The organism is Thomasclavelia ramosa DSM 1402, from assembly GCF_014131695.1.
Taxonomy (GTDB): domain Bacteria; phylum Bacillota_I; class Bacilli_A; order Erysipelotrichales; family Coprobacillaceae; genus Thomasclavelia; species Thomasclavelia ramosa.
Genome location: NZ_CP036346.1, coordinates 1004277 through 1018431 on the forward strand (window position 1 = coordinate 1004277; position 14155 = coordinate 1018431).

The window sequence follows — 14155 nt, forward strand, 5'->3', positions numbered from 1 at the left end:
TAATAATACTTCTTGATTGTTTGGTAATTCGGTTTCCCATCAATTATATCCTTTGACTCCCATCTGCCAAGTTGGTGAAAATGCTTTTCCGAAAGCAAAAAATGTATGTTTTTTATTGTAAGGATTTGTCTATGCATCAAATGAATAATATTTGATCTTAAAAAATGGACTTTTCCGCCATTCTATATTGTAATGGGTAATTGATTTAGATAGTCGAAGTTTTTGTGATTTCCATCAATAAAACAGATTTGATAGGGGAGTGCTGCTAATTTATTTAAAAAATCCAGCTCTTTTTGATTGTTGTGAAACACAAAGCCGAAATCTCCAATAATAAAATATCACGTTTAGTTAAATAGTGATTAAACACATTAAAACTACCTTGATGGTCGAGGATATCTCCGGTAATATAAATCGTTTTTTCTCCTTAAAAAATCTATTGCTTTGATTAAAAATTGCATAATAAACATATTGATAATTTTATTAAGCAAGATTAAATCATGAGTATTTGACGATTAACTAATAATGTAAAAAATGCAAAATTAATTTCTTCAAAATCTATACTAGTATCACTATCATTTTTTATCATTACATATAAGTTTAAGCTACTTTTGTTAATAGGTATGTCATATGCATCTCTAAAATGATTTTAGTATAAAAATTATTATAGTGAAACTATTTTATTACACAATTAAACGCATTTACTAAAAAAATATTCATATAATTAGTTAGGTGATTCGATGATCTATATGGAAAATAAGTGTTTAAGTGTCAAATATTATGAATGTGTGATGCTTTTAGAAAATAATGTTATTGAGATAAAGATGGCTAATAATACTCTTAAAGTAACTGGCGCAGATTTAGAAATAAGATATTATAGTGATCAAGAAGTAATAATTTATGGAAAGATTGATTGCTTAAGATTTCTATGAGATTAGGATATGATTTATGTGAAGTCGTCAGTGAGGATATAGTAGGGTTATTGAAATCATTTAAAGAGGACCATATTACAGTATTTCAATTAACAAAAGTCGATGATTGTACATATCGATTCTATTTGCCTATTTATCAACGGATAATGGTTCGTAAATATCATTTAACAATTATCAAAAGTGTTGGAATACTGTATTATTTAATTTTAATATTTTATCGTAAATTGAGCATCGTTGGAGTTGTCAGTTTTGCAGTCACTGTGATTTTATGTAATCAATTTATTTTTAGAGTTGAGATTATCGGTAATAATCCTAGTACAACTAAATTAGTTAATCAGGTTTTAGCTGAAAATCATATTGATGTTGGTGATAAAAAAAGAACTTATCAACAATTAAATGATATTTATGATGATTTAAAAGATAGTTTTAAAGGGAAGATAGATTATTTAAATATTTATCAAGAAGGTGGCGTATTATTTGTAAAATATACAAATAGTGTTGGAGCTAAAAAAGTAGAAAAGAATTTTGAGAATATTTATGCAAGTAAAGACGGAGTAATTCAAAAAATTGATGTTAGCAGTGGAAATATTTTGGTTAAGTTGAACCAGTATGTAAAAAAAGGTGATCTGCTAGTTTCTAATACGATTACTTCGACTAGTGAAGTAGATAAAATTATTGAAACCGAAGGAACGATCAAAGCATATACGTATACTACCTATGAGGCGAAGATCGATAAGAAAAAAATGGATGATGGTGAAGCATTTAGCTATCTTCTCCATACAATTCGTAGTAAACTAGGTTCAATCGATAAAATAGATAGAGAAAAAGTTTTATCTTATGGTATAATTGATAACAAAAGAGTATTAAAGGTACAATATATTTTGATAGAAGATATTGCATCCAAAGAGGAGAATTAAATGACAGAACAAGTTAAATTAGAAGAATATAGTATTGCGCAATTAAATAATATTTGTGGAAATCATGACGAGAATTTTAAAATGATTGAAGAAGCCTTAAATGTGAGTATTTCTCTTAGAGGTGATGAACTCAGCATTACAGGTGATGATCCAGAACATTTTAAAGAAGCAAAAAAAGTAGTTGCTGCACTTTTAGGATTAGTCGCAAAAGGAATTACGATTACACGCCGTGATGTTGTTTATGCATTGAAATTAACAAAAGAAGATAATTTAGGAAAAATTAGTGAATTATACAATATTAGGATTACTAAAACAGCGAGTGGTAAGATGATTTATCCTAAAACAATGGGACAAAAAGATTATTACTTTGCTCTTAAAAATAATGATGTTGTTTTTGGAGTTGGACCGGCAGGAACAGGTAAAACTTATTTAGCAGTAGTATTTGCGGTTGACGCACTGAAAAATAATATTGTTAAAAAGATAGTTTTAACAAGACCAGCAGTTGAAGCGGGAGAAAATTTAGGTTTCTTGCCTGGCGATTTAAAAGAAAAAGTTGATCCATATCTTCGTCCTCTATACGATGCTCTGCATGATATGCTGGGTGTTGAACAAACTGAACGTTTGATTGAAAAAGGGGTTATTGAAATTGCTCCTCTAGCATATATGCGTGGAAGGACTCTAGAAGATGCATACGTGATTCTAGACGAAGCACAAAACACTACTGATAACCAAATGAAGATGTTTTTAACACGTTTAGGTTTTAATTCAAAGATGATTATTACAGGTGATATTACACAAATTGATTTACCTCGTGGAGTTGAATCCGGATTAATAAAAGCACTAAAAATCCTAAAGGGAGTTAAAGGCATTTCATTTATTCATTTAACTGCTATGGATGTTGTTCGTCATCCAGTTGTTCAAAGAATTATAGAAAGGTATGAAGGGAAAGATGAATAAGTTATTAATTATCGAGGACGATGTTTCGATAAACAAGATCCTTTGCCATGAATTAACTAATAAAGACTATCAGGTAGATAGTCTTTATGATGGAAAAGATGCTTGTAAGCAGATTTTATCAAATGAGTATGATTTAGTACTTGTTGATTGGATGCTGCCATATAAAGATGGAGTTCAAATAATTCAAGAATGTCGTAATAACGGATATATTAAGCCGATGATTTTATTAACTGCTCGCAGTGAACAAGAAGATATTATAAAGGGCTTAGAATCAGGGGCTGATGATTATTTAATGAAACCTTTTCAAGCTAATATTTTGATTGCTCGAATTGAAGCTCATTTAAGACGGTATCATAAACATTTTAAAGGAATTATTAAATATTTAGATATAAAAATGGATTTAAGTAAGCATGAAGTATTTGTTGGTGATGAACTGATTAATCTTACTAAAGTAGAATATGACTTGTTACAAATGTTTATTGATAATAAAGAAGAGGTTTTATCACGTCAAGAGCTCTTGATGAAGATTTGGAATTTTAATTATGATGGTGATACTCGTTTAGTGGATATTCATGTATTTAAATTAAAAACAAAATTAAAAGATAGTCAGGCTTGTTTCCAGTCAGTGCGTGGCGTTGGATACAAGTTGGTGAGCAAAGATGAATAAGAATTATCAAAAGGTTATTTTTTCAGCAATCATTGTAATTATTTTAATGATTTGGAATTTTAATTATAGTTATATTTATTTGATTGGATTTATGATTGCGATGTTATTTATCGTTTATGATACAAATCGTTATTATCAACAGCAAATTAATTTTTATAAACGTGAAAAAGAAAATGAAATTCGTGAAGTTGAAGGAGAAAAAGATTTTAATCATAAAATCTTAAATTCTCTAATCAAAACAATGAATTTACCGATGATTTTTGTTAATAAAGAAGGAACGATTATCTTCACTAATCAGAGTTTCCGTGATGCTTTTAAAATCAAACATTTGCGAGGTAAATATTATAAAGATATTTTTACAGATCAGTTATTAAATATTGTTGATCAAAGTTATATTTTTGAAAGAAAGTTTTCAACTGCAGTTTGTATTGATGAACGTTATTATCAAATTGAAACAACACCTGTATTTCGTGATGATGTAGCATTCGATGGAAGTATTATTCTTTTTACTGATGTTACACAGGTAAAAGAGATCGAAAAGATGCAAAAACAGTTTTTTTCAGATATTTCTCATGAATTAAAAACACCAATGAGTGCAATTATTGGTAGCGTAGAAATTCTTCAAAAAGAAGGAATAAAAAATAAAGATACTTTTAACGAATTTATGGGTATACTACTAAAGGAAAGTTATCGGATGCAGAATATTATTGGAGATATTTTAGAATTATCTCGATTAGAACAGCCTCAAGCGACTCTAAGTCCTGCACTGGTAGATATTGATTCACTGATCAAAGATACAGTGGAATTATTTGAGCCTTTAGCAAAAGATAAACAATTGTCATTAGTATATCAAACAAAAATCAAAGAAGAATTGATGTTAGATTATACGACCGTTAAAACGATTTTAAATAACCTGGTTTCTAATGCTATTAAATATTCTAATGCTGGGGTTATTTCAATTAAATGTAATTATAAAGATGATAATTTAATAATTGTTGTTCAGGATGAAGGGGTAGGCATTTCTAAAGATAATATCCCGTTTATCTTTGATCGCTTTTTTCAAGTGGACCGTTCTAGAAGTAAGAAACTTGGGACCGGTTTAGGATTGAGTATTGTTAAAAAAATGGTGGAATTAAATAATGGGACCATTGATGTAGAAAGCACTCCTGGAATTGGGACTACTTTCACGGTAACTTTGCCAATTTTGTAGAAAATATAATTTCTTTTACAAGTAACACAATTTTTCACACAATATAAAAATAATTTGAACAAATTATTTATTTAAGATATGTGTGTAAAGTAAAAGGAGTGGTATAAATGGAAGAGAGAAATCCAATGGAAGAACAAGTAGAAAAAGAAGAAAATAGTAACCAACCTGAATCAAGAATGGGAAAACATAATAAAAGAAAAGTGACTGTAAATACAAATGGTTTATTTAAGATAGTTATTACTCTTTTAGTGGTTGCCTCTTTAGGAATGAATGTTTTCTTATTTACAAAAGTTAATAAGAGCTCGTCAAGTGGTTCTTCATCGAATAAGAATGCAACTGTGGAAAATGTAAATTATGATGTGAAGAGCTCTACAACTGATGTGATTGAAAAAGTGAATAGTAGTGTTGTTGGAGTATTAGTCTATGCTAATGGAACTGCTAGTGGTAGTGGTAGTGGAGTTGTTTATCGTGTTGATGGAAAAACAGCATATATTATTACGAATGCCCATGTAGTAAGTGGAGCTACTGATGTGCAAGTAGTATTTTCAAATAAAGAATCTGTAAATGCAACGATTGTTGGTAGTGATACTTACAGTGACATTGCAGTACTAAAATTAACTGCTGATTTTGATATGACCGCTATTAAATGTGGAGATTCTAGTTTATTGGATCAGGGAGAAACTGTATTAGCGATTGGTAGTCCGCTTGGAATTGAATACGCAGGGACAGTTACTCAAGGAATTGTAAGTGGAATTGATCGTACTGTTTCAGTGGATTTAAATGATGATGGTCAAGAAGATTGGGATATGAATGTTATTCAAACTGATGCAGCAATCAACCCTGGTAACAGTGGTGGTGCTTTGGTAAATATGGCTGGTGAATTAGTCGGGATTACTTCAATGAAATTATCTAATACTTCAGTAGAAGGAATGGGATTTGCTTTACCAATCAATGATGTTATTACTTCAGTTGAACAAATTATTGAAAATGGTAAAGTGACACGTCCACAAATTGGTATCTCAGGAGTATCTTTATCAGGGTATTCAAGCTATCAATTACGCTATTATCGCATTAATACTGATTTGACAGATGGTATTTATGTATCTCGAGTTACTTCTGGAGGAGCAGCTAGTAAGGCGGGTATTCAAGAAGGAGATATTATTGTTAAGTTTGACGGTAAAGAAGTAACTACTTATAAGAGTTTCTTAACTGAATTATATTCAAAAGAACCTGGGGATAAAGTTTCTGTTGTGGTTAACCGTAATGGTACTGAAAAAACAATAGAAGTGACATTGGGTGAACAGTAAGAATAACTGACACCAGCTAATAAAGAGCTGGTGTTTTTTATTTGTGGAAAATGGAGATTTATAATATAATGTAATTATAAGTTATAATTAGGGAAAGGTAACTTAAAAATGAAATGAGGGAAAATTATGAAATGTAAAAAATGTGGTCAGGAATTAGAAATAGGGGTGAAATTTTGTCCTAATTGCGGTGAGGATTGTGTAAGTCAAGATACTGGAATACCGGTAAAAGAGTCTGTTGATAAAACAAAAAGTGCAATTAATGATTTTGGGGAAAATATGCAGAAAAAAGAAGTTGAAATTTCAGGGAAAAAATTCAACATGCTCGAGGTACTTACGTTTGGGTCGGGTATCTTGGCAATAATTTCATGCTTTTTACCATTTGCTTCAGTATCGATTTTTGGATATAGTCAAAGTGTTAGTTTAATGGATGGTGGAGATGGTATTATTTGCATTGCTTTAGTTGTTGTTGCATTGATTTTATCCTATCTTCATAAAGACATTGTAGCGTTAGGCTTAGCTGGTGCAACTGCAGTTTTGGCGGTATATGAAATTTTTAATGCTAAATCAGTACTGGGTGGTTATGGGAATATTTCTATCGGAGCATATTTATTGCTCTTGGCTGCTATTGGATTGGTTGCAGGAATCTTTTTAGTTTATAATAATACAAAAAAACAACAAAACTGACAGAATAACTAACTGTTAGTTTTTTCTTATTGAAATAGTAGGAATACTATGCTATATTATATAGGAAAAGAAAGTCTTCAGGGCAGGGTGTGATTCCCGACCGGCGGTAAAGTCCGCGAGCATAAGCTGAGTAGGTGAAATTCCTACACCGACAGTATAGTCTGGATGGAAGAATGACATTTTTTAGTTAATAATTAATGCCTTTTTGTCATGGAGATTAGTATTTTCATGATATTTTTTATTATAAAGGAGAAATTATTGTGGAAACTACTAAGACAAGAAAATTAGTATTATCAGCAGCGTTGGCGGCATTAGGGATGATCTTGGGTTTGTTGGAGATACCATATCCCTTAGCCCCTTGGCTAAATCTTGATTTATCAGAAATTGTTGTAATTATGGCAATTTCAATGCTGGGGTTTAAATCAGCATTATTTGTGTGTGTATGTAAATTCTTTGTTTCAATTTTATTTAAGGGACCGGTAGGACCAATTGCAATTGGTCAGATTACTGCTTTGATTGCTTCATTGACGATTTGTTGTGTTTATTATTATTTATCAAGACATTTAAAATTACAAAAAGAATGGCAGTCTTATGCCGTGAACATGATTATTACAATGTTTGTATTTGCAATGGTAATGTTTATTTTGAATTACCTGTTTGTAACTCCAACTTATTTAACTCAAAAACCAACTTGGTATACAGATTTACCATTTGTTTTAGATATTAATTCATTCAATCAACAATATGGTACAAATATGTCCGTACCGGGCTTTTTGAATTTCTTATCGCCTTATGGTCAAGCCATTTTTATCATTTATTTCCCATTTAACTTTATCAAAGGGATTATTTCTGCTATTGTATATTATATAGTAAGACCAATTGAATCAAAGTTTAAGGAGGCATAAGATGAATATTGCTTTAATTGCTCATGATCAGAAAAAGGGCGAATTGATTGATTTTGTTAAAGATAATGAAGAAATTTTTGCAAGACATAATTTATATGGAACTGGAACGACTGGTAAAAAGGTCATGGAGAATACAAATTTAGAAGTAACTAGATTTTTATCAGGACCTTATGGCGGAGATCAACAGGTAGGAAATTTAATTGCGCTAGGACAGATGGATATGGTTATTTTTTTTCGGGATCCTTTGACAGCACAGCCGCATGAACCAGATATTAGCGCGTTAATGCGTTTATGTGATGTACACTATATTCCTTTAGCATCTAATAAAGCAACAGCATTAATGTTATTGAAATCACTGTAGATATAGCTCTTGCTATATCTATTTTTTTAGTTTATAATATGAAATGTACTTCACGTGAAGTTAACTTCATATTATGGTGGTGGAAATGAAAACAAGAATAAAAGAAATGCGCTTAATAAAAAATATGACACAACAACAGTTAGCCGATCTGGTTCATGTATCATCTAGGACAATCATTTCGATAGAAAAAGAACAATATAACCCATCACTAATGTTAGCGTATCGAATTGCCGAAGTTTTCGATACTACAATTGAGGAATTATGTTGTTTAAAAGAAAATAAAGAATTGGAGGATCAAAAAAATGCATAAGATCAATCCCCGGTATATTATTAATGGGACATTGGGAATTATTTTAGTATTTGCTACAGCCTATGTTATTTGGCAAAAGGGCTTTGTTTTAAAATATGGATTAGCTTTGCTAGTTGCTTTTGTTTTAGGGGTTTATAATTTATATCATTGTTTTGATAATGATTGGGAAGATGAATTGAAAAATAATACAGATGAACGAGATTTGTTTATTGCGATGAAGAGTGGTCAAAAAACAGTACAATTAATGAATTTATTACTTTATGCAGGTAGTATTATTACAATTGTTTTGTATGGAATCACAAAGAAAATGATGTTTATGATAGCTGGAACCACACTTGTGAGTGTGGTTGTGGTGATGTTTGTAATATTTTTCGTAATAAACAATTATTATGAAAAACATGGATAAATGGAAAAACAAGGAGGCTGTGACGCATTAAAATAATGTGTTTGTCTAAAAAATTAAACAGCACTTAGACTCAAATAGAGTTTAAGTGCTGTTTTTGGTATAATTAGATTATGAAAAACATCGAACTGTTAGAATCTAATTACCCTATAGCCAATGGTAATTATGACACATTTCAATGCAGACTTCCACTAGACTTTTTTATTGTTATACCTATAGATGATCCGTTGACATCATTCGTAGAGATTATGAAAGGTATTAATACCTCCAAGTATTTTGACTGCTCTCACAGAGGCGATAAAGGCTCCAACCCCAATATGATTCTTTAGGTTATAAAGTCTTTCCTCAAGGGTACACATTTAATATTGAATAGGAAGAAGTATGGAACACCAGAGGTGATTACTTACAGATAAGCAGAGTGTTTGAATATAGACATTGCAATGAATGCTTAAATAAAGAAAAATACAAATTAATTACAATCTTAATAAACTTCAGTCAAAAGTAGATGAAAACTTGAGAACAGCTGATGGGATAGAAATGAAAAAGCAAAGAAGCATTCAGGCTGAAGACACATTTGGAGTTATTAAATAGGAGATGAATTATACAAGACTGAGAAAAAAAGGAAGTCTAGATGTGAAAACAGAGCTTTTTCTGATCGGAATAGTATATAAATTTAAGAAAATATCATAATAAAAAGCATAAGAATAGAAACAGCATAGTTTCTTAAATATCAAAATTTTAAAAACAGAAGAGCGATATTTTTTATAATACTCAAAAAGTCATACACATACGAATAATTTTATTATTCTAAAAACTCAAAAAATAAAAAAGGCATAACGCTTAAAGGTTTAAAAACCTTTATTCGTTACAGCCTCTTTCTATCGATTAATCTTCTACTTCGATTGCTTCTACAGGACAAGACTCAGCAGCTTCTTTAGCTGAAGCAACATCATCGCCAACAACAGATGCTAATCCTTCATCATTCATTTCAAAAACATCTGGTGCAACACCTGTACAAGCACCACATCCGATGCAAGATTCGTTTACTGTAATTTTAGCCATTATAAATTCCTCCTTTGTTATGTATCTATTATATCCCAAATAAATATATTTTCCAATATTTTATAAAGGAAATAATGAAAAAGTATGTTATAATGTACGACGAAAGGGTGATTTCGAGTGAATAGTTCACGTGTAAACAAATATCGCGATTTACGAGCTGGTTTAAAAGATGAAGCAGGGATTAATCGTGAAAATATAGAGGATACAATTGATATCATTGATGATATTGAAGATGATGATTTTTTAGCGACAATAAATCGTTCTTTTAAACAAGAAGAAAAAGACTTGCCAGATATTAATGACACTTTGACAGAAGCTAAAACTTTTGAACAAATGCGTCAAGAAAGCAGTGAAGAAATAAACCGAGCTTTGCGAAGTGCTAAGGTCAGTGTTGGTAAAGAAGCGCAGTACAATACAAGAATGGATATTTTAAATAAAATTAGAGAACCAGAAAAGCAAGTAGTTCATATCGATAATCTGGATAATATCAATACTTCAGAATTTTCTAAAGGGTATTTTGTAAATCAGGAGGAATCGGTTGTTACAAAAGCTGAAGAAGAAAAAAAGGCTGCTAAAAAGAAGATGACTTTAATGGAACGACTTGCCAGCATGTCACCAGAAGAAGATGCTAAAAAAGCTAAGCTGGTAATGGACGAAGTTCAGGAAGAAGCAGAGCAAAAAGAAAATGAACTTGAAGAAGCATTGAAAAAAGATACAGGTGTTGTGAGTTCTGGAACAGCTGAGGACACTTTAGAAGATGAAGAATTGGCAAAAATTGAACAAACACGTTCGTTAGAGGAAATGCTTCGACAGATTAAAGAGAAAGATCAGCGAGAGGTTGAAAAAGTACTTAAACAAAAAGAAGACACAGCAGATTTAAAAGTGATTAAAAATCAAACAAATGATAAAACTATAGATAGTAAATCAAAGGCAAAACAATCTCGTAGTGATATTGTTGATGAAAAGAAAAGTGATCGAATCGCTACTATCTTAAACTATGTAATTATATTCCTAGTAGTTGTATTTATTGGATTGTGTGGTATGATAGGATACCAGTTGTTCTTTTAAACTAAGGTTACCCTTAGTTTTTTTCAAGGAGTGGAGGATATTATGAAAAAAATTTCTATTGCCGTTGACGGGCCAAGTGCGGCTGGTAAAAGCAGTATTGCAAAAATAGTTGCTAAACGATTAGATTATATCTATATTGATACAGGGGCAATGTATCGTTGTGTAGGATATTATTGTCTTGAAAATAATATTGATTTAAAAGATGAACAAGCGGTATCTCAGGCTTTGAAACAAATCAAAATTGAAATGGATAGTAATAACCATATCTTTTTAAATGGGCAAGATGTTAGCCAAGTGATCCGTCAAGATCAAGTTTCTATGTCTGCTAGTGTAGTATCAAGTTATCAGGCGGTTCGTACGTTTCTTGTAGAACAGCAGCGTCAGATGGCAAATGTTGGTGGTGTGATTTTAGATGGGCGTGATATTGGGACAGTTGTTTTGCCAAATGCAGAATTGAAAATATATCAAATTGCTAGTGTTGATACCCGTGCTAAACGTCGTTATTTAGAAAATCAAGAGCGAGGATTAACAGCAGATTTAGAGCTGATCAAAAAAGATATTGAACAACGTGATTATCAAGATATGAATCGCGATATTTCACCGTTAAAACAGGCAGAAGATGCCATCGTATTAGATACATCAGCGATGACTTTACAAGAAGTTGTTGATGCTGTTTTAAAATTAGTAGAAGAAAAAATAAAGGAGGTATAATATGGCAGGTGTAGTAGCAATAGTTGGACGAGCGAATGTTGGTAAATCAACTATTTTTAACCGAATTGTTGGAGAGCGTATTTCCATTGTAGAAGATGTTGCGGGTGTTACTCGTGATCGTATTTATGCAACTGCAACATGGTTGACAAAAGAATTCCGTTTGATTGATACGGGAGGAATTGAATTACAAGATGCATCTTTTACTGCCCAAATCAAGATGCAGGCAGAAATTGCCATTGAAGAAGCAGATTTAATTGTTTTTGTTGTTAATGGACGTGAAGGAATAACTCGTGAAGATGAGTATGTAGCACGTCTTTTACAAAAAACAAGTAAGCCGGTTTTATTGGCTGTTAACAAAATTGATGATAATGCTTTTAAAGATGATATTTATGAATTCTATAATTTAGGAATTGGTGACCCAATTGCAGTATCAGGAAGTCATGGAATTGGAATTGGTGACTTATTAGATGAAATCATTAAGAATCTCGATTTTGTTGAAGAAGAATTTGATGAAGATGAAATTCGTTTCTCAATTATTGGACGACCAAATGTCGGAAAATCATCGTTGACGAATGCGATTCTTGGTGAAGAAAGAGTAATTGTTTCGAATATTGAAGGGACAACTCGTGATGCGATTGATACAGCATTTGTTAAGGATGGACAAAAATATCGTGTTATTGATACTGCCGGAATGCGAAAAAAAGGTAAGGTATATGAAAATATTGAAAAATATTCAATTTTGAGAGCCTTATCATCAATTGAAAAAAGTGATGTTATCGTTGTTGTTATTGATGGGAATCAGGGAGTTATTGAACAAGATAAACATGTTGCCGGTTATGCTCATGAAGCTGGTAAGGGAGTAATTTTAGTTGTTAACAAATGGGATTTAGTTGAAAAAGATGAGAAGACAATGCAAAAGAAAGAAAAAGAATTGCGTAGTCAGTTTAAATATTTGGATTATGCGCGGATTATTTTCTTATCTGCCAAAACTCATCAACGAGTTCAACAATTATTCCCATTGATTCAAGAGTCATTTGAAAATTCACATAAACGTGTTCAAACTAGTGTTTTAAATGATGTTCTTGTTGATGCTCAAGCAATCAATCCAACAACTACGTTCAATGGTGGACGCTTAAAAATCTTCTATGCTAATCAGGTTAGTATTTGTCCCCCAACTTTTGTTCTATTTGTTAATGATCCTCAATACATGCATTTTAGTTATAAGCGTTATTTAGAAAATCGTTTAAGAGATTCTTTTGGTTTTGAAGGAACGCCAATTCATATTATTTGTCGTAAACGTGATTAGTCGTGCTATTAATTAATTAGTTTGGTATAATATTGATACAATAATATAAGGAAGTGTAACAATGAGTAAAATTGCGGTACTAGGAACTGGAAGTTGGGCAACAGCTTTAAGCAGAGTTTTGATCGATAATCAAAATGAGATAATGATGTATGGTATTGATCAAGAACAAATTGATGATATTAATTTTAATCATCAAAACGAAGCTTTTTTTCACAATATTTCTTTAGAAAGTGAAATTAAAGCGACAAATAATTTAGAAGAAGCCTTAATGGATATGGATTATTTATTAATTACTATTCCAACACAATTTGTTAAAGAAACATTAGAACAAGTAAAACCATTAATAAAGAAAAAGATTACAGTTATAAATGCAGCTAAGGGTTTTGATTTAGGGACAAATATGCGTATGTCTGATACGATTCGTAGTGTGCTTGATGAGAACTTGATTAATCCGGTCGTTTCATTGATTGGTCCAAGTCATGCTGAAGAAGTAGTCGTTCGAATGTTAACGACAGTGTGTGCTGTTTCGTTAGATGATGATACTGCCCGAGATGTTCAGACGTTATTTTCGAATGATTATTTTAGAGTCTATCGATTAAATGATGAAGTTGGGGCTGAGTACGGGGTTGCTATTAAAAATGTTATTGCAGTGGCGGCTGGAGTTTTAAGTGGTTTAGGCTATGGTGATAATACTAAGGCAGCATTAATTACTCGGGGTCTGGCAGAAATGGTTCGTTATGGAACGAAAAAAGGTGGTAAATTAGAAACCTATATGGGACTAACAGGTGTTGGAGATTTAATTGTCACTTGTTCATCGGTCCATTCGCGGAATTTTCAGGCTGGTCTAGAAATTGGTAAAACCAATGATGCACGTGCTTTCATGAAAAATAATAAAAAAACTTGTGAAGGAATTCGTACTTGTCGAGTTATTTATGAAGATGCTAAGAAATATACAGATATTGAATTACCTATTATAAATGCGATTTACAATGTTCTATACAATAATCATGAACCAAAACGTGAGATTCAACAGCTGATGCGTCGAGAATTGAAAATTGAGGGGTAACGTTATTTAAATATTATCATAGTATATAGTGGTGATAATATGAAAGATGAAGATGTTTTATTAGATAAGGTTGTAAAGAAAACTAATGTTAATAAAGGAGAAATATTAAAATTAGCTAATGATTTACAGTCTAAAGATTTAAATAATGAAAATGATATTAAGGATTTTATTATGAGTGTGGCTAAGGTGACTAATAAACCAATCACTCCTAGCAAGGTTGATAAATTAGTTTCGATGATTAAATCAAATAAAATTCCTAAAGATATCGACAAGATGGTCTAAGACAATATAG

17 protein-coding genes and 1 riboswitch are annotated in these 14155 nt (G+C 31.4%); of the genes, 16 read left to right on the forward strand and 1 reads right to left on the reverse strand.

Annotated features, from left to right (window positions below; all coding sequences use genetic code 11):
* Window positions 1-737: 737 nt before the first annotated feature.
* The 11 genes from EYR00_RS04775 to EYR00_RS04825 all read left to right on the forward strand — a co-directional run bounded on the left by EYR00_RS04775 (window position 738) and on the right by EYR00_RS04825 (window position 8653).
* Complete coding sequence (locus tag EYR00_RS04775; RefSeq protein WP_008792787.1) at window positions 738-929, forward strand: YabP/YqfC family sporulation protein; 192 nt, start codon at window positions 738-740, stop codon at window positions 927-929.
* Window positions 926-1846: a sporulation protein YqfD gene (locus EYR00_RS04780; protein ID WP_003534567.1), complete on the forward strand. Its 921-nt coding sequence runs from the start codon at window positions 926-928 to the stop codon at window positions 1844-1846. Before EYR00_RS04775 ends, EYR00_RS04780 begins: the two co-directional genes overlap by 4 nt.
* Window positions 1847-2803, forward strand: a complete 957-nt coding sequence (locus EYR00_RS04785; protein ID WP_003534565.1) for a PhoH family protein — start codon at window positions 1847-1849, stop codon at window positions 2801-2803.
* Window positions 2796-3470: a response regulator transcription factor gene (locus tag EYR00_RS04790; RefSeq protein WP_008792785.1), complete on the forward strand. Its 675-nt coding sequence runs from the start codon at window positions 2796-2798 to the stop codon at window positions 3468-3470. The genes EYR00_RS04785 and EYR00_RS04790 overlap by 8 nt, the downstream gene beginning before the upstream one ends.
* A complete protein-coding gene (locus EYR00_RS04795) occupies window positions 3463-4680 on the forward strand; it encodes a sensor histidine kinase (protein ID WP_003534561.1) in 1218 nt (405 codons plus the stop codon). The genes EYR00_RS04790 and EYR00_RS04795 overlap by 8 nt, the downstream gene beginning before the upstream one ends.
* A gap of 107 nt (window positions 4681-4787) precedes the next feature.
* Window positions 4788-5987 carry a S1C family serine protease gene (locus EYR00_RS04800; protein WP_003534559.1) on the forward strand — a complete coding sequence of 400 codons (1200 nt, stop codon included), beginning with the start codon at window positions 4788-4790 and terminating at the stop codon, window positions 5985-5987.
* Between the two features lie 126 nt (window positions 5988-6113).
* Window positions 6114-6671, forward strand: coding sequence for a zinc-ribbon domain-containing protein (locus EYR00_RS04805; protein ID WP_003534557.1), 558 nt, complete (start codon window positions 6114-6116; stop codon window positions 6669-6671).
* Between the two features lie 69 nt (window positions 6672-6740).
* Window positions 6741-6853: riboswitch (FMN riboswitch) on the forward strand.
* A 78-nt stretch (window positions 6854-6931) separates the two neighbouring features.
* Complete coding sequence (locus EYR00_RS04810) at window positions 6932-7576, forward strand: ECF transporter S component (RefSeq protein WP_003534555.1); 645 nt, start codon at window positions 6932-6934, stop codon at window positions 7574-7576.
* Window position 7577: 1 nt separating this feature from the next.
* Window positions 7578-7937: a methylglyoxal synthase gene (locus EYR00_RS04815; protein ID WP_003534553.1), complete on the forward strand. Its 360-nt coding sequence runs from the start codon at window positions 7578-7580 to the stop codon at window positions 7935-7937.
* Between the two features lie 85 nt (window positions 7938-8022).
* Window positions 8023-8247: a helix-turn-helix transcriptional regulator gene (locus EYR00_RS04820; RefSeq protein WP_008792784.1), complete on the forward strand. Its 225-nt coding sequence runs from the start codon at window positions 8023-8025 to the stop codon at window positions 8245-8247.
* Window positions 8240-8653, forward strand: a complete 414-nt coding sequence (locus tag EYR00_RS04825; RefSeq protein WP_003534549.1) for a DUF2178 domain-containing protein — start codon at window positions 8240-8242, stop codon at window positions 8651-8653. The genes EYR00_RS04820 and EYR00_RS04825 overlap by 8 nt, the downstream gene beginning before the upstream one ends.
* 882 nt (window positions 8654-9535) lie before the next feature.
* Here the strand turns inward: EYR00_RS04825 and EYR00_RS04830 are convergent.
* Window positions 9536-9712, reverse strand: coding sequence for a ferredoxin (locus EYR00_RS04830; RefSeq protein ID WP_003534547.1), 177 nt, complete (start codon window positions 9710-9712; stop codon window positions 9536-9538).
* 117 nt (window positions 9713-9829) lie between these two features.
* Here EYR00_RS04830 and EYR00_RS04835 point away from each other — a divergent pair, with 117 nt between their 5' ends.
* The 5 genes from EYR00_RS04835 to EYR00_RS04855 all read left to right on the forward strand — a co-directional run bounded on the left by EYR00_RS04835 (window position 9830) and on the right by EYR00_RS04855 (window position 14145).
* On the forward strand, window positions 9830-10780 hold the full coding sequence (locus tag EYR00_RS04835) for a hypothetical protein (RefSeq protein WP_003534545.1): 951 nt from the start codon (window positions 9830-9832) through the stop codon (window positions 10778-10780).
* Between the two features lie 42 nt (window positions 10781-10822).
* Window positions 10823-11491 carry a (d)CMP kinase gene (gene cmk / locus EYR00_RS04840; RefSeq protein WP_009009409.1) on the forward strand — a complete coding sequence of 223 codons (669 nt, stop codon included), beginning with the start codon at window positions 10823-10825 and terminating at the stop codon, window positions 11489-11491.
* A gap of 1 nt (window position 11492) precedes the next feature.
* Window positions 11493-12797 carry a ribosome biogenesis GTPase Der gene (gene der, locus EYR00_RS04845; protein ID WP_003534541.1) on the forward strand — a complete coding sequence of 435 codons (1305 nt, stop codon included), beginning with the start codon at window positions 11493-11495 and terminating at the stop codon, window positions 12795-12797.
* Between the two features lie 61 nt (window positions 12798-12858).
* The gene (locus EYR00_RS04850) at window positions 12859-13863 is read left to right on the forward strand and encodes an NAD(P)H-dependent glycerol-3-phosphate dehydrogenase (protein ID WP_003534539.1); all 1005 of its coding nucleotides are present in this window, start codon (window positions 12859-12861) and stop codon (window positions 13861-13863) included.
* 39 nt (window positions 13864-13902) lie between these two features.
* On the forward strand, window positions 13903-14145 hold the full coding sequence (locus EYR00_RS04855; RefSeq protein WP_003534537.1) for a stage VI sporulation protein F: 243 nt from the start codon (window positions 13903-13905) through the stop codon (window positions 14143-14145).
* Window positions 14146-14155: the final 10 nt, after the last annotated feature.